Source organism: Planctomonas sp. JC2975, assembly GCF_012985205.1.
Lineage (GTDB): Bacteria > Actinomycetota > Actinomycetes > Actinomycetales > Microbacteriaceae > Humibacter.
The window spans coordinates 1,674,426-1,695,150 of the sequence record NZ_JABEKS010000001.1 but is presented as its reverse complement, the minus strand read 5'-3'; the positions used below and the strand labels follow the sequence as shown (position 1 = coordinate 1,695,150).

Annotated in this window: 1 protein-coding gene (running past one end of the window); it reads left to right on the top strand. The window is 70.2% G+C overall.

Going from position 1 to position 20,725, the window contains the following annotated elements; translation table 11 throughout:
- Nucleotides 1–20,725, top strand: partial view of a hypothetical protein gene (locus HII28_RS07725; protein WP_170024867.1) — the 3' portion only. It extends 11,060 nt beyond the left edge of the window; only the last 20,725 of its 31,785 coding nucleotides appear in the window; its start codon lies beyond the left edge, outside the window; its stop codon occupies nt 20,723–20,725.

The window sequence follows — 20,725 nt, the reverse complement described above, 5'->3', positions numbered from 1 at the left end:
TGGCACCGTGACGCTGGCGTCGAGCCAGAACACCGATGCCGCGTCGGCCGCGGACGGATCGGCGTCCCAGGGCGCAACCGCGACCATCGGCGCCGCAGTGGCCATCACGCTCGCGGACGTGACCAACTCGGCGGTCCTGCCGGCGGGCGACACGGTCGTCGCCCACGCTCTTGTCGTGAGTGCGACCGAAACCGTCAGCGGAGCGGATGTCACCTCCACCTACGGAGCGCAGGCCACCTCCGGGGCGGGCGGCGGCAAGATCTCGGTCGCCGGATCCCTGGCGCTCGCCGTGGTCAATCAGGCGACGAGCGCCGAGCTCGCCGGGACCGTGAGCCTCAGCGGCGGAGACGCGAGCATCACGGCGGGAAGCGCGGCATCCAGCACCGTGAAGGCCGAGCCCACCGCGGGCGGCGTGACGTCGACGAGCGTCGGCGTCGGCGCGTCCGTCGCGCTGAACCTCATCACGGACACGACGCTCGCCACCCTCGACAACGGCATCGCGATCACCGGCGCACACAGCATCGCGCTGACGAGCACGGCTCGCGACGACGCGCTGACCGACGCGAAGATGGGCGCATCCGGCGGCAAGGTGGACATCGCGCCCGCCGTGGCGGTCACCCTCTCCACCGTGACCACCACGGCCGTGATCGGCACGTTCGGCGGCACGCTCTCCGCGTCGGGCGACGTGACCGCGGCAGCGACGCAGAACGCCTCGGCGAACACATCGGCCGGAGCGGTGGTCGCAGGAGGCAGCACGGCGGCGATCGGCGTCGGCCTGGCGCTGACGGTCTCCAACCACACGGTCAGCGGCACGACGGCCAGGTCGATCACGGCGGGCGGCAACATCACGCTGAGCGCGTTCGGCGTCTCGGCGTCGGCGGCATCAGGGCAGGCGTCAGCGTCTGGAGCTCCTGAGAACAGCGCAGACGGCTCGGGCGGTGCGGGAACCGGCGGGGGTGCCGGCGACGGCGTGGACGCCCAGATCCAGAAGGAGCGCACCAACGCCGACGACACGGCAGCGGCGAGCAAGGGTGCGAAGTCGGGCACGACGTCGACGCCGAGCGCCTCCTCGTCGTCCGGCAAGGTCAACGTGGCGGCAGCCATCGGCGTCGTCGTCGCGACGGTGAAGTCGACGGCCACGATCGTCGGAACGGGTCTCGACCTGACGGCGAGCGGCACGGTGACGCTTGCCTCCAGCCAGAACACGGATGCGGCATCGGCCGCGGACGGATCGGCCTCGCAGGGCGCAACCGCCACGATCGGCGCAGCCGTCGCCATCACGCTCGCCGACGTGACGAACACGGCGAAGCTGCCTGCGGCAGACACCGTCCACTCCCACTCTCTCGTCGTCAGCGCGACGGAAACGGTCGTCGGCAGCGGTCCGGGAGCGGATGCCACCAGCACATACGGCGCGCAGTCCACGTCAGGGGCGGGCGGCGGCAAGATCTCGGTCGCCGGATCGTTCGCGCTCGCCGTCGTCGACCAGCAGACGCTCGCGGAGCTCGCCGGAACGGTCTCGCTCACCGGCGGCGACGCGAGCGTGAACGCCGGCAGCACGGCATCCACGACGGTGAAGGCCGAGCCGACGCTCGGCGGCGTGACGGCGACGAGCGTCGGAGTCGGGGCATCCGCCGCGATCGCGCTCATCCAGGACGACACGACGGCGACGCTCGACAACGGCATCGCGATCACCGGCGCCCACGACGTGAGCCTCACCTCGAGTGCGAGAGACGACTCGGTCGTCGAGGCGAAGATGGGCGCTGCCGGCGGCAAGGTCGACCTCGCTCCGGCCGTCGCGATCGACCTCTCCAACGTCACGACGCAGGCGCTTATCGGCACCTTCGGCGGGACGCTGACACTCGGCGGAAGCCTGACGGCATCGGCCACGCAGAAGGCGAGCGCCTCCACCAACGCCGGCGCGGTCGTCACCGGCGGATCGTCGGCGGCCATCGGCGTCGGGTTGGCCCTCACGATCGCGAACCACACGGTCACGGCGACGACCGCGCGCAGCGTCGACGCCGGCGGCAACATCACGCTGAGCGCGTCGAGCGTGTCGGCCTCGGCGGCCGGGGCGCAGGCATCAGCTTCGGGATCGCCCGAGAACAGCGCGGACGGCTCCGGCGGTGCGGGCACCGGCGGCGGGGCGGGCGACGGCGTCGACAGCCAGGTGAAGGGCCAGCGGGACTTCACCGACCAGTCCGCCGCGGACAACGGCGTGAAGGGCACGGGCTCGGCGAGCACCCCGAAGGCCACATCGTCGAGCGGCGGCGTGAACGTTGCCGCCGCGATCGGCATCGACCTCGCCACGGCGGCCGCGACGGCGACCATCGTCGGCACGGGCATCGATCTGAAGGCGGGCGGCACCGTCACGCTGGCATCGAGCCAGAACACGGATGCCGCCAGTTCAGCAGACGGCTCCGCCACCCAAGGCGGCACCGCGAACGTGGGCGCCGGCGTGGCGATCACGCTGGCGGATGTCACCAACACGGCGCTCCTGCCGGCGAGCGACACCGTTCACGCGAAGAACCTCGTGGTCTCTGCTACGGAGACCGCGGACGGATCCGACTCCACGAGCACGTACGGCGCCCAGTCGGTGAGCGGTGCCGGCGGCGGCAAGGTGTCCGTAGCGGGATCCTTCGCCCTGGCGGTCGTGAACCAGAAGACGCTCGCCGAGCTGGCCGGAACGGTGACCCTGACCGGCGGAGACATCACCGTCACGGCGGGAAGCCAGGCGTCCACGACAGTCAAGGCCGAGCCCACGCCGGGTGGCGTGACGGCGACGAGCGTGGGCGTCGGGGCATCCGTGGCGATCGCGCTCATCGAGGACGACACCACTGCCGTGCTCGACAACGGCATCGCGATCACCGGTGCGCGCAACGTGAGTCTGAGCGCGACGGCCGGCGATGACGCGATCGTCGAGGCGAAGATGGGCGCGGCGGGCGGCAAGGTGGACATCGCTCCCGCCGTCGCAATCGCGCTGTCCAACGTGACGACGACGGCGTCGCTCGGAACGTTCGGCGGTGCGCTGCAACTCAGCGGATCCCTCACCCTCAGCGCGACCCAGAAGGCGACCGCATCCACGAACGCGGGAGCCGTCGTCAGCGGCGGATCCTCGGCCGCCGTCGGCGTCGGACTCGGCCTGACCATCGCGAACCACACCGTGACGGCCACGACGGCACGCAGCGTGAAAGCCGGCGGCGACATCACGCTGGGCGCGTCGAGCGTGTCGGACTCCGCGGCAGGGGCACAGGCATCCGCTTCAGGCGCTCCAGAGAACAGCACGGACGGCTCCGGCGGTGCCGGCACCGGCGGCGGAGCAGGCGACGGCGTCGACAGTCAGGTGAAGGGCCAGCGCGACTTCACCGACCAGTCCGCCGCGAACAACGGCGTGAAGGGCTCAGGCTCGGCGAGCACGCCGAAGGCGACGACCTCGGACGGCGGCGTGAACGTCGCGGCGGCCATCGGCATCGACCTCGCGACAGTGACCGCGACGGCGACCATCGCGGGCACGAGCCTTGACCTCACGGCCGGCGGCACTGTCGCGCTGGCATCGAGCCAGAACACGGATGCGGCCAGCTCCGCGGACGGCTCCGCCACGCAGGGAGGCACAGCGAACATCGGCGCCGGCGTCGCGATCACGCTGGCGGATGTCACGAACACGGCCGAGCTGCCCGCAACGGACACGGTGCACGCGCGCGGGCTGGTGGTCTCGGCGACCGAGACCGTTGACGGATCGGATGCCACCAGCACGTACGGTGCCCAGTCCGTGAGCGGCGCGGGCGGCGGCAAGGTGTCCGTCGCCGGATCGTTCGCCCTCGCCGTCGTCGACCAGACGACGCTCGCCGAGGTGGCCTGCACCGTGACCCTCACCGGCGGCGACGCCGCGATCACCGCCGGCAGCCAGGCATCCACCACGGTGAAGGCGGAGCCGACACCCGGCGGGGTCACCTCGACGAACGTCGGTGTCGGCGCATCCGTTGCGCTGAGCCTGATCCAGGACACGACGACGGCGACGCTCGACGACGGCATCGCTCTCACCGGCGCCCACGACGTGACGCTGACGGCGACCGCCAGGGACGACGCGGTGACCGAGGCGAAGATGGGCGCGACAGGCGGCAAGGTCGCCATCGCGCCGGCCGTCGCGATCACCCTGTCGAACGTCACCACGACCGCGCGCATCGGTTCGCTTCCGCAGGCGATCCAGCTCAGTGGCAGCCTCACGGCTGGCGCGAGCCAGATCGCCTCCGCCTCCAGCACAGCGGGCGCCGCCACCGGCGGGGCATCCTCGGCGGCCATCGGGGTCGGGCTCGGGCTCACGATCGCGAACCACACCGTGTCGGGCACGACCGACCGCAGCATCGTGGCCGGCGGGAATGCGACGCTGTCCGCGTCGAGCGTCTCCGCGACGGCCGCCTCGGCGCAGGCATCCGCATCGGGTGCACCGGAGTCGAGCGGCGGCAGCGGATCCAGCGGCGACGGCGTCGACAGCCAGGTGCAGGGCCAGCGCACGTTCGCCGACCAGTCGGCGACGGACAACAAGGTGGCGGGATCCGGCGGCACGGCCACGCCGAGCGCCAACACGAACGACGGCAAGGTGAACGTGGCCGCCGCCATCGCCATCACCGTCTCGACCGTCACCGCGACGGCGACCATCGAGCACGACGGCCCCGACATCACGGCAGGCGGCCTCGTCACGCTCGCGTCCAGCCAGAACACGGATGCCGCGACCGACGCCGACGGATCCGCGTCGCACGGCGCGACGGCGACCGTCGGCGCCGCCGTGGCGATCACTCTCGCGAACGTCACGAACACGGCTCGCCTGCCGCAGGGCGACACCATCCACGCGCACGCGATCACCGTGAGCGCCACCGAGACGCCGTTCACCACGAGCACCAGCGGGTCGGACGTCACGAGCACGTACGGTGCGCAGGCCGCCAGCGGCGCCGGGCAGGGCAAGATCTCGGTCGCCGGGTCGTTCGCGCTCGCGGTCGTCAACCAGACAACGCTCGCCGAGCTCTCCGGAGTCGTCACCCTCACCGGCGGCGACGTCGCGATCACGGCGGGCAGCAACGCGACGAGCACCGTCAAGGCGGAGCCCACACAAGGCGGCGTGAGTGCGACGAACGTCGGGATCGGCGCATCCGTTGCGCTGAACCTCGTCACCGACACGACCACCGCGCTCCTGGACAACGGCATCGTCGTCACAGGCGCCCGCGACTTCGTGCTGACCGCGACGGCCGGCGACATCGCCACCACGGAAGCGAAGATGGGCGCCCAGGGCACGGGCAGCGCGAAGGTGGCCGTGACGCCGGCCATCGCCATCACCATCTCGAACGTCATCACGTCGGCGTCGATCGGCACGATCCCCACCGGTGGGCTCGTCATCACGGGATCGTTCGCGGCGAACGCCCACCAGACGGCGGGCGCCACGAGCACGGCGGGAGCCGTGGCGGCGGGCGGATCCTCCGCCTCCGTTGGCATCGCGCTCGGGCTCAACCTGGTCACGCACACCGTGACCGGCACGACGGGCCGGAACATCACGGCCGGCGGATCCATCGCGTTCGGCGCCTTCGGATCCTCGGCGGACGGCGCAGCAGCGAGCGCGTCGGCCAGCGGCGCTCCCGGCACGAGCAGCCCGAACGCCCCGTCAGGAGACGTCGACAAGCAGGCGAGCGATCAGCGCGACTTCGCCAGCACCACGGCAACGACCTACAAGGGCAAGGGTGCGGACGGCAGCGCCAACCCGTCGGCGTCGACCTCGGACGGCAAAGTGGCCGTCGCGGCCGCCATCGCCATCAACGTCGCCGACGTCACAGCGACGGCGACGCTGCCCACCGGCCTGACTCTCGCCGCGGGTGGCGCGGTCAGCCTGGCGAGCTCGGAGAACACGGACGGCATCGTCAAGGCCGACGGCACGGCGCTCAACGCGCAGGACGTGGGCGTCGGGGCCGCCGTCGCACTGAACCTGGTCACGATCGTGAACAAGGCGTGGATCGGCGACCGCACGACCGTCACCGGCAACGGCTTCAGCGAGTCCGCGACCATGACGAACGTCGCAGGCGACACCACGCACACGTTCACCGTTGAAGCGGATGCCGGCGCGGGCTCCAAGGACGTGGGCGTCGCCGGCGCCGTCGCCCTCAACCTCGTGACCGACAACACGGAGGCGTACATCCCCGGATCCGCCGCCGTGCACGCCGGAACCGGCGACGTCGTCCTGACCGCGCAGAACCTGCGCACCGACTCCGCGACGGCGAAGGCGGATGCCGAACTCGGCGGCGGCGGAAAGGTCGGGATCGGCGCATCCGTCGCCATCAACGTGCTCACCACGAACGTGACACGCGCCGAGGTCGTGGACGGCGCCGTCCTCACCGGCGGACGGAACGTCACGCTGAGCGCCACGGCATCCGACCCGGTCACCGCGGTCGTCACGGCAGGGTCGGCCGGCAGCAGCGTCGCGGTGAGCCCGGCCGTCGGCATCAACATCGTCTCGCCGGTCACCATCGCACGGCTGGGCATCCCGTCCGCTCCGGGCGTGGGACTCGTCGCGACCGGTGCGGTGACGATCGCCGCGTCGTACACCGGCGGAACGTCGGTGACAGGAGATGCGAACGCAGCGGGCGACGGCGTGGCCGTCGGGGCGGTCATCGCGCTGAACATCCTGACCCTCACGACGACGGCGCAGACCCAGCGCAGCATCACGGGCACGTCCGTGGTCATCACGGCGGCGACGGTCACGGCCGGCAGCGCGCAGGCGACGGCGAGCGCTCAGGGATCCGCGCAGAACACGGCCGGCAACTCCGACTCCCAGGCGAGCGACCAGCTGAACGGAACGCCGAGCACGTCGGGCAAGACGGGCACCCTGCCGTCGTCGAGCGACAACGTGAGCAGCGCCAACGGGCAGGCCAGCGGCCAGTCGGGCAAGTCCGGTCAGGGCGTCGGCGTCGGCGCGGCGGTCACCGTCAACTGGGTCGTCGACACCACGACCGCCACGATCACCGACGGGCTCACGATCACGGCCACGGGCGCCCTCGTCGTGGCGTCGTCCAACACGGTCGACGCCACGGACAAGTCGATCGGAACCTCGCTCAAGCTGAACAGCACGAACATCGGAGCGGGCATCGGCCTGAACGTCGCCACCGTCACCAACACGGGATCGATCGGAGCAGGCGACCACATCACGGCCGGAAGCGTCGCCGTCGAGGCGATCACTCCGGCGGGAGCCGAGAACGACTTCGTGGTGTGGGGTCTCGCGGCGGCAGGAGGCAACGGCAAGGTCTCCGTCGCCGGATCCGTCGGCGTGCAGGTGATCGACTTCGAGACGACGGCCGTCATCGGAGCGGGATCCACCGTCCTCTCGGCCGGCGGACTCGCCGTGCAGGCCAGCAACCCGATGGGGCTGCAGAACATCGCGGCGGCCGGCGGCCTCGCCATCAGCGGATCCGGTGTCGGGGCCGCGGTCGCGGTCAACATCCTCACGATCGACACGCTCGCGTACATCGATCCGGTGCCGGGCGCTCCGACCACGATCGACGCCGGCGGCGCCATCCTCATCACTGCGACCGCATCCATCGGGGCGCTCGTCGTGCCCGACATCCCGTTGATCACCATCGCCGTCACGTCGGTGGCCATCGCGGGCGGCGCGGGAACGAGCGGCGTCGCCATCGGCGGATCCGTGATCGTCGACGTGATGAACCTCACCACCCGTGCCTACATCGCGGGCGGCACAGCGGTGAACCAGCACGTGCCGGTGAGCCCCGCGCAGTCGATCACGATCTCGGCGCGCGACGACACGACGTTCGTCCAACTCGCGGGTGCCATCGCCCTCACCGCCGGTTCGGTGGGCGTCGGACTCGGCCTCGTCGTCGACGTGCTGAACAAGGACGTGCGCGCCTACATCGGCGACGGCGTCACCGCTCGCCTCGGCGGCAGCGTCGCGATCACGGCGACGGCGACGGAGTCCATCACCGCCGTGGCCGTCGATGCGGCGGCCTCCACGAACGCGGCCGTCGTCGGATCCATCATCGTCATGGTCATCAACCAGGGCTCGAACGCCCCTGGCACGCGCGCCTACGTCGACGGCGGCGCCTCGCCGACCGTGCTGCATGCCGGCGGCGGCATCAGCATCCAGGCGTCCGACACTCTCCCCGCCCTCGCGCTCTACACCGGCAACCTCACGGTCGGCGGCAGCGCTGGCGTCGGCGTCTCCTCGGCGACCCTCGTGCGCACCGGCATCGTGGATGCGTACATCGCCGCCGGCGACGACATCCAGACCTACGGCGCTCCCGGCCTCGCCATCGGTGCCACTCAATCCGAGAACGAGACGCTCCTCGCCATCGGCGGCGCGGGAGGCGGCACCGCGGGCGTGGCAGGATCCGCCACCGTCGGCGTTCAGAACAACACCACCACCGCCCACATCGACGCCGGCGTCACGATCAACCACGACAACACGCTCGCGCAGCCTGGGCAGGGCATCGCGCTTGCGGCATCCGACACCACGACGCTCAAGGGCGCCGCCGGACAGCTCGCGATCGGCGGCACGGCGGGCGTCGGCGCAGGCGCCGACATCGAGGTGCTGAACAAGACCACCCAGGCGTGGATCGCGCCGGGCACGACAGCGAACGTCGTCGGCGATGCCACCATCGACGCCACCTCGAGCGAGAACGTCATCTCCATCTCCACGGGCGGTGCCGGCGGCGGCGTCGCCGCGGTCGCCGTCAACGCGGCGGTTCCGGTGTTCACGATCGTCACCCAGGCGTGGATCGGAGAGCGGTGTCAGGCGGCCCAGGTGACGCCAGCGAACTGCACGACGTCCCGCGCCGTCGTGAACGCCGGAGGCAACGCCCGCATCGCCGCGAACGAGCAGCTGACGATGACGGTGGTGGCCGGAGCCATCGCGGTCGGCGGCACGGCGGGTGTCGGCGCCGCTGCGGCCGTTCCCGTCGTCACGAAGACGACGACCGCGTTCCTCGGCGACTTCTCGGTGCTGAACGCGCTGGGCACCACACCCGGCCTCACGGTGAACACCGGCGGATTCAGCACGACGCAGGTCGACACCCGATTCTCGCCATCCGCGATCCAGGCAGACGGCGTCACTCTGCACCTGCCGTTCACCCACAGCTACACCGAGGGCGAGCAGGTGATGTACGACGACGGCGGAGGCGACCAGATCGTCGGGCTCACCCAGGGCCAGGTGTACTACGTGCACGTCGTCTCGCCGACGGACATCCAGCTGTCCCTGACGCCGGGCGGCGCGGCGATCCCGCTCAGCGCACCGGCACGCGGCGGCGAGTCGCAGCGTCTCGTGCCGACGGATCAGGCCTCCGTGCCGCAGAGCACGACGCCGTACTTCGACCCCCACACCTCAGGCGCCGTGGCGGGCACCGTGATCACGCTGCCGTACGACCTCGACGTCTCCCTCGGCGATCCGGTCATCTACAGCTCGGGCGGCGGCACGCCGATCGGCGGTCTCGTCGACGGGGGCGAGTACTACGTCATTCCCGGGGCGCCTGGTTCGCACCAGATCCAGCTGGCCGACTCGCTCTGCCACGCCGACCCCACCGCGAAGGGCTGCTCGGGCAGTGTGCAGACCGCCATCACGCTCAACGCGGCAGCTGCGACGGGCCGTGCGCACAGCATCGTGAAGCAGGGCGACCAGCCGTCGCCGAACCCCGCGGCGACGCTGGGCACGCAGACCGTCACCGGCAACACGGCGACCGGATTCCACGGCGTCGCGATCACGGCCAACAACAGCGACGACATCTCGGCAGCCGGCGTGACGGCGAGCTTCGCGGGCATCGCAGGGGTGGGCGTCGGCGGCAGCGTCAACGTCGTCACCGCGACCACGACCGCCTTCGTCGGAAAGTACGCTCAGGTCGACTCCTCCAACGGGGGAGCGGATGCCGCCCAGTCCGTGCTCGTCGACGCCGGCAACGCGTTCCGGCTGCTGATGATCTCGGCAGTGGCCGCCGGCGGAACCGTGGGCGTCGGCGCCAGCGCGACGGTCGGCGTCGTGAAGCTGACCGCGGATGCCTTCATCGACCAGAGCGCGTACGTCGCCGCCCAGCGCGACGTCGACGTGGTCGGCACGGCGACGGATGCCGTCACCTCCGTCGCGGTCACCGCATCCGGCGGTCTCGTCGGGGTCGCGGGAGCGGCGTCCGTCATCGTGCTCACCACGCACACCTACGCGGACACCGGCCTCGCCGTGACGATCGCGGCAGGCAACAACGTGCTGATCGGCGCACACGACGACACGTCGATCATCGCGGTCGGCGGCGGCATCTCCGGCGGGTTCGTCGGCGTCGGAATCGGGGTGACAGTCACGTCGATCACCAAGGACACCAGGGCGTTCATCGGCGCTGGCAGCATCGTCGACGCGAAGGCGACGCAGCCGGCGAACACGCTGAGCGGTGTCTACGACGGAACGTTCGCCGGCACCGGATTCGGCACCTCGCCGTTCAACGGCCTCGCGGTGCAAGCGGGATCGAGCGAGAAGATCTTCGGGCTGGCCGTCGCCGTCGGTGCCGGAGCGGCGGGCGTCGCGGGCGGCGTCGACGTCACGCTGCTGCACGCGACCACCGAGGCGTTCATCGACAGCAACCTGCTGAACCGCACCCGCATCAACACCGCGGCCGGAGCGGGATCGCAGCAGTCCGTGAACGTATCGGCAGCCGACGCCACGTCCGCGCTCACCATCGGCGGCGGCATGGCAGGCGGCCTCGTCGGGGTCGCAGGCGGCATCGACATCGGCATCGCGCAGACCGCGACGCAGGCATACATCGGCGGCTACGCCACGGTGGACGCGGCGCGGGATCTCGTGCTGAACGCGCTCGCCGCCAAGTCCATCCACAGCTACGCGCTGAGCGTCGGCCTCGGCGCCGTCGGCATCGCGGCATCCGTGTCCGTGTGGACCGTCGGCACCGACCCGACCACCTCCTACAACGCCGGCGCGAACGGCGTCGACAAGGGAACGTGGAGTTCGGCCGGCAGCTACGTGAAGGGCGACGTGGTCACCGCATCCGACGGCCAACGGTACGGCGCGCTCGTCGACGGTCCGACACTGGACCCGGTGGCGGACACGTCGCACACGCAGTGGGAGGCTGCGGCAGACGCGCTCGCGCCGTCGAGCGGCACGAGCGCGCAGACGCAGTCCGGAGGCATCGCGAACGGTGCAGGGTCTGGCGGGTATCAGCACATCCTGGACAACGCGGGCAACAGCACGGCGGACTCGGTGACCAACGCGCGGATCGCTCCGTCGCTGACGTCGGCGTCCGGATCCGTGCAGGGCGCTGCGCCGGGCAGCGACCTCGTGAACAACGAGTTCGACGCGCCGCAGGTGCCTGGCAGTACGACGAGCGAGATCGGCGCCGGCACCGTCATCGTGGTGGGCGGCAGCGTGCGGATGGCCGCGAACGAGCAGAACTCGTATCTCGGCGTCGTCGGTACGGTGGCCGTCGGCATCGCGGCGGCCGGCGGATCCGTCGCCATCGCCAACCTGACGAGCACCTCGGATGCCGGGGTCGCAACTGGAGTGTCCATCACGGCCGGCGGCGACGTGAGCGTGCAGTCCGTCGTCACCGAGAACGACTTCGGCATCGCCTTCGCGGGGCAGGGCGGCCTCATCAGCGTCGGCGCGCAGGTCGCGGTGATCACCAGCCACGCGTCGCAGACCGCGCACATCGACACCGGAGCCGTCATCCCGACGGCCGGTGGCACGGTCGACGTCGAGGCGAAGACCGTCCGCACGGTCAACCCGCTGGCGATCGGCATCGCGATCGGCGCAGCAGCCGTCGGCGCTGCGGTCGCCGACGCCGAGGTGGACGGCAACACGACGGCGACCATCGGCGACGTCACGATAGGCGCAGCCGCACCGGCCGGCGGCGTGAACATGCTGGCCCAGTCGCAGATCACCGTCCCGACGCAGGCGTACTCGGTGCAGGGCGGCATCGGCGTCGGCATCACAGGCGCAGGAGCGATAGCCCACATCTCCGGTGCCACGACGGCCGCGTTCAACGGGCACGCGACGTTGAGCGGCGGGATGTCGGTCGCCGCGTCCGGCACGAACACCACCTCGGCGAGCACGCTCGGCGTGGCGACGGGCACCATCGCCGCCGGCATCATGGTCGTCGTCTCTAGAGACGAGCGCACGACGGTCGCCGAGATGACGAAGGGATCCAGCGTCAGCGCGGGCGGCACCGTCGCCGTCTCGGCGACGTCCGCGAACCACGCGACAGTGCTCGCGCAGGGCGGCACGTTCAGCGGAGTCGGCGTCACGCTCATGCTGCCGATCGCGCTCGTCACCGGCACCACCGAGGCCCACCTCGACGGGCAGGTCACGGCATCAGGTGCCGTCGCGGTCGCAGCTTCGGGTCAGAACCAGGCGAGCGCAGAGGCCGACGTGCTCAACATCGCCCTCCTCGGCGGCGGGCAGGGCACCTTCCCTGTGGCGCACGTCGAGCAGAGCGCTCAAGTGCTGGCGAGCATCGGGGCGTCGGCGAGCATCGCCTCCAGCGGCCTGGTGTCGGTCAAGGCCGCCATCGTCGTCGACGGCAACGGCCACGGCAACTACGCCTTCGCGAAGGTGCTGGGCGGTGGTGGCGGCATCATCAACGCCGGTGCGTACACAGCGGATGCCGAGCTGCTCGCACCGACGACTGCCGAGCTGCGCACCACGGTGTCCTCGTCGGGCGGCGTCTCGGTCACCGCGGACTCCACGAGCCGCGCCGAGGCGAACACGACAGTCGGATCGGTCTCGTTCGCCGGCGTCACGGCGGCCGGCCTCGTCGCGCTGATCGCCTCCAGTGCGGCGACGACGGCGATCCCCACCGGCGGCACCATCGGCTCGACGGGTTCCGTCACCGTCAAGGCCACGAGCAACAACACGGCGACAGTCGACACCCAGGTGGGCAGCATCGGAGCCTTCACGCTCAGCGCGACTCTGCCGTTCGCGCATGTCGAGGCCGCCACCCGGGCGGAACTCGGCGATCCGGTGCTCTCGGCGAACGGGCTGACCGTCTCGGCGGGCGCGCAGAACACGGCAACCGCGGATTCCGCCCTGCTCGGCATCGGCATCCTGGCGGGCGCGCTGGGCGGAGCGGATGCCCGCATCACCTCGTCCGCATCCGTCACCGCCATCGTCGACTCCACCGCCACCACGGTGAACGCGGGATCCGGCGCCCTGCTGGTGTCGGCATCCTCGGTCAACCACGCGACCGCGACACCGTCGCAGGTCACGGTCGGCGGCATCGCACTGAGCGGGCTCACGCCGATCGCGATCGTCGCGGCCGGCACGACGGCCGAGTTCGACGGCGGAACGACGACCTCGGGGGCCTTCTCGGTCACGGCGTCCGGCCAGAACACGGCACAGGCGACGGCCAGCGCCGACAATTTCAGCATCATCGGCGCCACCGGAGCGCTCGCCGACGCCGAGGTGCAATCGACCGCGGGGGTTGGCGCTTCGGTGAGCACGTCGACGAGGCTCACGGCAACGGGATTCGTCACGGTGACGGCCTCACTCGGCGCAGGAGGCAACACGGCAGACGCGGAGATCACGTCAACGGGCGGCGGTCTCATACACGGCGGCGTGTTCTTCGCGAAGGCCGTCGTTGCGGCGCCGGTTGCGGCGACGTTCGGCGGAGCGGTCCTCGGATCCACCGGTGCCACGATCGCGGCATCCGGCACGAACAGCACAACGGCGACGACGGAGTCGCTCGGCATCGGACTGGCGAGCCTCACGGGCGCCGCAGTGGATTCCGAGGTGCTCGGCTCGGCATCCGTTCAGGCGACGTTCGGTTCGGGTGCCATGGTGACAACGGGCAGCGTCACCGTGAAGGCCACCAGCGGCAACACCGCCACCGCATCCACCGACACGCTCGACGGCGGACTCATCGCAGGCAACGCGAGCTTCCCGATCGCGCAGATCGCGGCGCCGACCGGAGCCGAGTTCGATGGCGGCCTCAGCGGAGGCACCGGGCTGGCGGTCTCCGCCACGTCGACGTCGATCGCGTCGTCCGTCTCCGGGGCACGCGCATTCGGCCTGGCCGGCGCATCCGACTCGTCTCCCCAGGCCACCGTCACGAGCGGGGTCGTCACGCAGGCGAACATCGGTCAGGGCGCCGTGCTGAACGCGCCGAACGGCTCCGTATCCGTCGTCTCCACCGCCACGAACTCCGCAACGGCGAAGGGCGGATCGACCAACGGCGGCCTCGGATCCATCTCCAGCGCGAACCCGCACGCCACCGACAACGCCCAGACCTTCGCGAGGATGCTCGGTGCGGCGCACGGAGCGAGCGCAACGACGCCGGGCGCCCAGTCGTTCCAGGTGCTGGCGACAGGCACGGACAGCGCAACGGCGCTGATCAGCGACACGAGCGTCGGCGGCCTCTCCGTGGCGAACGCCGGAGCGAACGCGGCGACGGCGACCCTGGTCGAGACGGACTTCGGCACGGCGGGTGCGCCGGTCTCCGCCGTCGGCGACATCACCATCGGCGTCTCCTCGAACCCCGTGTCCATCGCCGCCTCCGAGAGCGAGCACGTCGGTATCGCCCTCGACCTGGCGAACAACACGGCGTCGGTCACCACGAACCCCACGGTCAACCTCTTCATCGGCGCGAACGCCCAGATCTACGCCGGCGGCACGATCACGGCGACGGCCCAGCAGAACACGCAGGCGCCGCCCGCACCGAACTCGAGCCAGTTCGACGCGTCGGGCGTCACCAGCAATGTGATCACGCTGACGGCACCGCACAGCTTCACCACGGGCAGCACCGTCACGTACAGCTCGCAGGGCGGAACGCCGGTCGGCGGGCTGACGAACGGATTCGACTACAACGTGATCGTCGTCGGCGCGAACGCCGTCGAGCTCGGATCGCTCTTCGACGGCGCCCAGGTCGACCCGTCGACCAACACCATCGCGTTCGGTGCGACGGTCGGCGGATCCTTCGTGCCGCTCGACCACAACCTGCACGAGGGCGACATCGTCGTCTACACGGTGCCGAGCGGCGGAACGGCGGTTCCCGGACTCATCGCGGGTCACCAGTACCGCGTGCACGTCGTGGATGCCTCGCACATCCAGCTCTACGACGCGAACGAATCGCAGTCCTCGGTCTCCGTCACGGGATCGAACGTCACGGGCGGAAACACGTTCACGGTGGGCAACGCGTTCAAGCCGGGCGACGCCGTCGTCTACACGGCTGCGCCAGCGCTCGTGACGTTCTCCAGCCAGCAGGTGAACATCCAGACGGATGGCAGCGGCGCTCCGGTGCTGACCGGCAACCCGCAGCACCTCGTCGATCAGGACAACAACGAGATCGTCATCCAGGGCCACGGGCTCACCACGGGCGAGGCCGTCGTCTACGAGGGGGCGTCCGATCCGATCGGCGGCCTGCTGAACGGCCACACGTACTACGTGATCGTCGTCAACCCGAATGTCATCTCGCTGGCGAACACGATGTGCGAGGCAACGGGAGGCTGCGTCGACGGATCCAACAACCCCATCCCGGTCAAGGCCGTTCCGCTGACCCCCGACAAGTCGGACGCGGGCGAGGCCGTCGTCCACGGCCTGTGGATCCCTGGCCAGCAGCCCATCCAGGGCCTGGACGACGGAGGGCGCTACTACGTGATCTCCAACTCGACGACGCAGCTCCAGGTCTCGGCGACGAAGGGCGGAACGGCACTGCCGCTGAACGGGGCAGGCATCATCGGGGTCGGCACGTTCACCGCGGCTCCGGTCAGCATCGCCACTGGCGGCAGCGCGGTTCAGCAACTGGTGCTCGACCTCAGCTCCCCTGGCAGCGGAACCCAGTCGCTGACGGCACTCGGCATCGGCGGCGGCACGCCGGGCGGCGGGCAGCAGTCGACGGCGACGGTCGCCGGATCCGGCGGCGGCTTCATCTCCTCGAGCAACGCGACTCCGACGGCGTCGGAGAACGCCTCGGTGGTCGTCACCATCGGTGGCGGAGCCGTTCTCACGGCGGGCGGAAGCATCACGGTGACCACGAACTCGAACGCCGGCGTCACCGCCAACGCATCGAACAGCGGCGGCGGCCTCGTCGCGATCGGCAGTGCGGAGGGCACCGCGAAGACCGTGACGTCCACCATCGTCACGGTCGGCCAGGGCGCAGCGCTCACCGCGGCGCACAACGTGACCATCGCCCCGGTCACGGTCGGCCAGGCGAACGCGTCGAGCCAGTCCAGTGCGGAGGGGCTGGGCTCCGGCGTCGAATCGGATGCGGGCGCCACCATCACCATCACGGCGACGACGAACATCGCAGGGCACATCACCGCCGGCGACGACGCCTCGATCGGATCGCAGAGCCAGGCATACGCGAACGTGAGCACCCACGCCGAGGCGGGCGGTCTCGGAGCCGACGCGAACGCAGGACGCTGCGGCGGCCCCACCTGCGACATCAACGTCACCGACACCACGAACGTCGACATCCAGCCGGGAGCCGCCATCACGGCCGACACCGTGGAGATCACCTCGAACGTCGGCGCGATGACCCTGAACAACCAGAGTTACACGCACGCGAAGGCCGTCGGCGCCGGTTCGAAGGCCTCCTCGAACATCTACGTCACCTCGAACTCCGACCTGCTGATCGAGCACGACACGAAGATCGTCGGCTACGAGTCGGTGACCCTGACGGCCGAGCATCAGGCCATTCTGCTGATCGCGCACTCGAACGCGAACTGCGGATGCCTGGGCGGCGACACCGACTCGGATTCCACCGACTCGTACCAGAGCACCTCCAACGTCACGGCGGAGGCGGGAGCGATCATCCGCACGGCGGCCCTCGACGTCGAGGCGCTGCAGAACGAGCTCGGCTGGACCTGGTCTCGCGACCGCAGCGGTGCCGCATTCGACGGCGGCGGCCGCGGAGGAAGCGTCACGAACAACGCGGTGCGCAGCATCGTCTGGAACGCCGACGTGTACCTGCACGCCCCCGATCCGCAGCTCGTGGTGGATGCGACGGGCACCATCACCAAGCTGTACGGCGTGGTCGTGAAGGACGACCTGGGCAACACGTACGGCCTCGGGGCCACGATCCCGACCGGCCGCACCATCGAGGTGCAGGACATCGCGAACACGGGAGGCGCCACCGTCGTCTTCCACGCGAACACGCCGCCCACCCAGCCGAACGGCGCGAGTGCCCCCGCCTCGACGCTCACCGGCACGCAGGCCACGTTCACCGTGCAGAACACGTTCGACTTCGTGAAGCTCTACAACCACTCGAACCGGTCGATGGTGGTGCACGCCGTCGGCGTCGTGAACCTCACGAACACGGCGGCGACCATGCAGATCCTGGTCGATGAGAGCCCCGACTTCCGCTTCAGCGTCGGCACGCCGATCTTCACGCCGACGGCCGTCGACATCGAGAACTACCTCGACGGCGGGGGCACCCCGCAGCTGGTCATCGACGGCTGGATCTACAACCCCATCGGCTCGACGCGCGTCGACAACCAGCACGGCGACATCCTCGCCGGTCCCGATGCGCCGCTGATCACCACGAACACGTTGGCGATCTACGCGGATGCCGGCACCATCGGCTCCTACGCAACCGTCGGCGGAGCGGTGGTGCGTGTCCCCATCCCCGTGCAGCTCGTGCAGAGCGACTATCTCGTGGACAACGTGGATCCGACACGATTCGTCGCTCTGATCGCCGATGCCCTCGACGACGTCGTGCTGAACATCACGTCCATCCTGCGCGGCACTCCCGTGCCGTTCACGCCGACGCTCGGACCCATCCACGCAGGCCACAACATCGACCTCGTGCTCGGCGACAGCCTGCAGGGCGACGACGTTCCCGTGATCTCCTCCGACTACCTGCAGGTGAACGTCTACAACACCGATCACATCGGCACGACGTTCCCGCCGACCGGCCAGTACAAGGTCTACTTCTGGCCGGACACGACGCCGACGTACGACCTGTCCCTGGTGCTCACGGCCTTCGGCACGGTGAACCGTCCGTACGACTCGACGTACGTGTTCCCGGACCTGAGCGCGGGCAACGACATCCGGGTCATCCACACGGCGGCTCGCGCGACGCTGAACATCGACGCGACGACGAACGTGGACGCCACGCTCGCCGGCGCCGAGTTCCCCGTGCCGTTCTCCGTCAGCGACCACGTCGGCGAGATCGACATGTTCACGAACGGCTACATCATCGACACCGAGACGATCAGCGACCTCCGCGTCGGCACCATCACGTCAACCGCCTCGGACGTGACCCTGATCGCAGCGGATGCAGCGGGCGCGTCCATCTTCGACGTCGCGGCCGCAGACGACGACACCGCCCACGTCATCGGCAACACGATCACGCTGCTCGCCCAGTTCGGCGGCATCGGATTCGTGACCCCAGACACGAACTACCTCGAGCTGCAGTCCTCGCACGCGGCGCGCGGTCACGTGCGGGCCCTCGCCCTCGACGGCATCTACCTCACGCAGACGACCGGAGACCTGTTCGTCGGATTCGTCGACTCCTTCACGGGGGACGTCGCGCTGACGAACCTGAACGGTTCGATCCTCGACGACGACCCGACCAAGGCGGTCCAGGCGGCTGGCGCGAACATCGACCTGATCGCGCACAACGGCGCGATCGGCGCGACGGGCGCGACCTTCGGCATCAGCACGTCGCCCACCGGACGCCTCTACGCCTTCACAGACCGCACGTCGTCGCTGCCTCCCGGGTCGAACCCGCCGGCGGACATCGACCTCACCCAGACATCCGGCTCGCTCATCGTGCTCCGCGCGGAGTCGCTCTTCGGCGGCGTGCGCATCGCCCTGCCGTACGACGGCAGCGGCGACTCCGATCTGACCATCATCGACACGGGCTCGACGCTCGACGGCGCGGACATCGTCACGCAGGGCCGCATCGTCGCCGCGACGGATGTGCTGCTCCAGGTCGGCGACGACCTCACTGAGCCCGTCGGTGCGGTCATCCAGGGCGCAACGGTCACGATCTACGGCGAGTACGGACAGAACCCGGCGACGCCGATCGGATCCGCCCTGTTCTTCGGCGGAACCCTCACCGGGCATCCGACGCACGTCTTCGGCGGCGCCGGAAACGACTCGTTCGTGTTCGACCACACGTACCTCGGCGGCCAGACCGATGTCTACGGCGGAGCGACCTCCACGGCCGGTGGTCCAGGCGGAACCACCCCGGACGGGAACGACACGTTCGTCGTCGACCACCTGCAGACGATGACGACCACGCACCTCGACACCTCCGGCGATCCGTACGACGGCACGCAGGTGCGCGACACGCTGCACCTCGACGGCGAGCTGGGGAACAACTCCTACGTGATCACCACCTGGGGCAGCGTGGATCCGCTGAACCACGATTACCGCCTCGAGGTGCTGAACACGGGCGCCAGGGGTGGCCTCAACACCCTGACGATCAACGGATCCGACGGGCCGGACGTGTTCCTGCTGCGCGGCTCGTCCATCATCCCGGATCAGCCGCAGGCTCAGCAGCCCGCGTTCGTCGCCCTGCTGCACTCACCGACGGCAGGGGAGCGCATCGACTACGACGACCACATCAACGCCAGGCTCACGGTGAACGGACTGGGCGGGAACGACGTGTTCGCCGTTGACGACAACAGTGCGATCACGACGATCAACGGTGGCGCAGGCAACGACACGTTCATCATCGGGCAGGTCTACGAGACGCCGCGCGCCGCGCCGGCCGTTCACCCGGAGGACGCCTTCTCGACCATCCTCACGAGCGACGGCTACGTGAGCCCCGGCATCAGCTTCCCGACGACCATCTACGGCGGCCTGGGCAACGACCTCTTCCTCGTCAACCACAACCTCGCCGAGCTGCGGCTCGAGGCGGGCGGCGGCAACTCGGCATTCGTGTTCCGCACGATGGAGGGGGCATCAGGGTTCCTGCCCGACGGCCTGGTGACCGTGGACGGCGGATCAGGTCTCAGCACGGTGCGCATCGACATCTTCGGCGGCCTCGGGCATGTCTCCTCGAACATCAACGGCGCGAGCGGAGACGGGCTGAACCTGCTGTTCCGCAACTTCCGGTCCGCACCGTCGCGTCAGCACGCAGCACCCATCGGGCTGCTGCCGTACATGCTTCCGAACGAGGATCCGCCGGTGTTCCCGGTCATCCCGGTGGTCGATCCGGTCGCCGGCGACGGTCAGATCATCGTCACAGAGTCCGGTGGCGGCACGGTCATCCTGCCGAGCGGCCAGACGCAGGACACGTACACGATCCAGCTGGCGACGGCACCCACCGCGGATGTCTACATCACCATCTCCGTCGCATACGGCCCCGGCGCCCCCTACGCGCTCGTCTCGCTCGACGGCGTGACCTTCGCCCCGATGATCATGCTCGTCATCGCTGCCGGCGACACGAGCGCGCACACGATCTACGTTCGCTACGCGCCCGGAACGGTGATCGACCCGAACGAGGTGGTCGAGACGATCAGCCACTCGAGCGAGAGCGACGATCCGGCGTACGAGCACGCAGGTATCCGCAACGTCTACATCAACCTGCAGCCGCCGCAGGTCATCCCGAACCCGCCGTCCGGCGGTGGATCGGGCAGCGGCTCAGGTGCGTCCGCCCGGGGAGCAGGCACTCAGGCGTCAGGCACCGGCAACGGAACGGCCATCGCAGCGACCGGATCGGATGCCGCACCCGGGCTCGCCCTCGCCGTCCTCGCCCTCCTCGCCGGGCTGGCACTGCTCGTCGCCCGCCGCCGCCGCCGCGTCTAG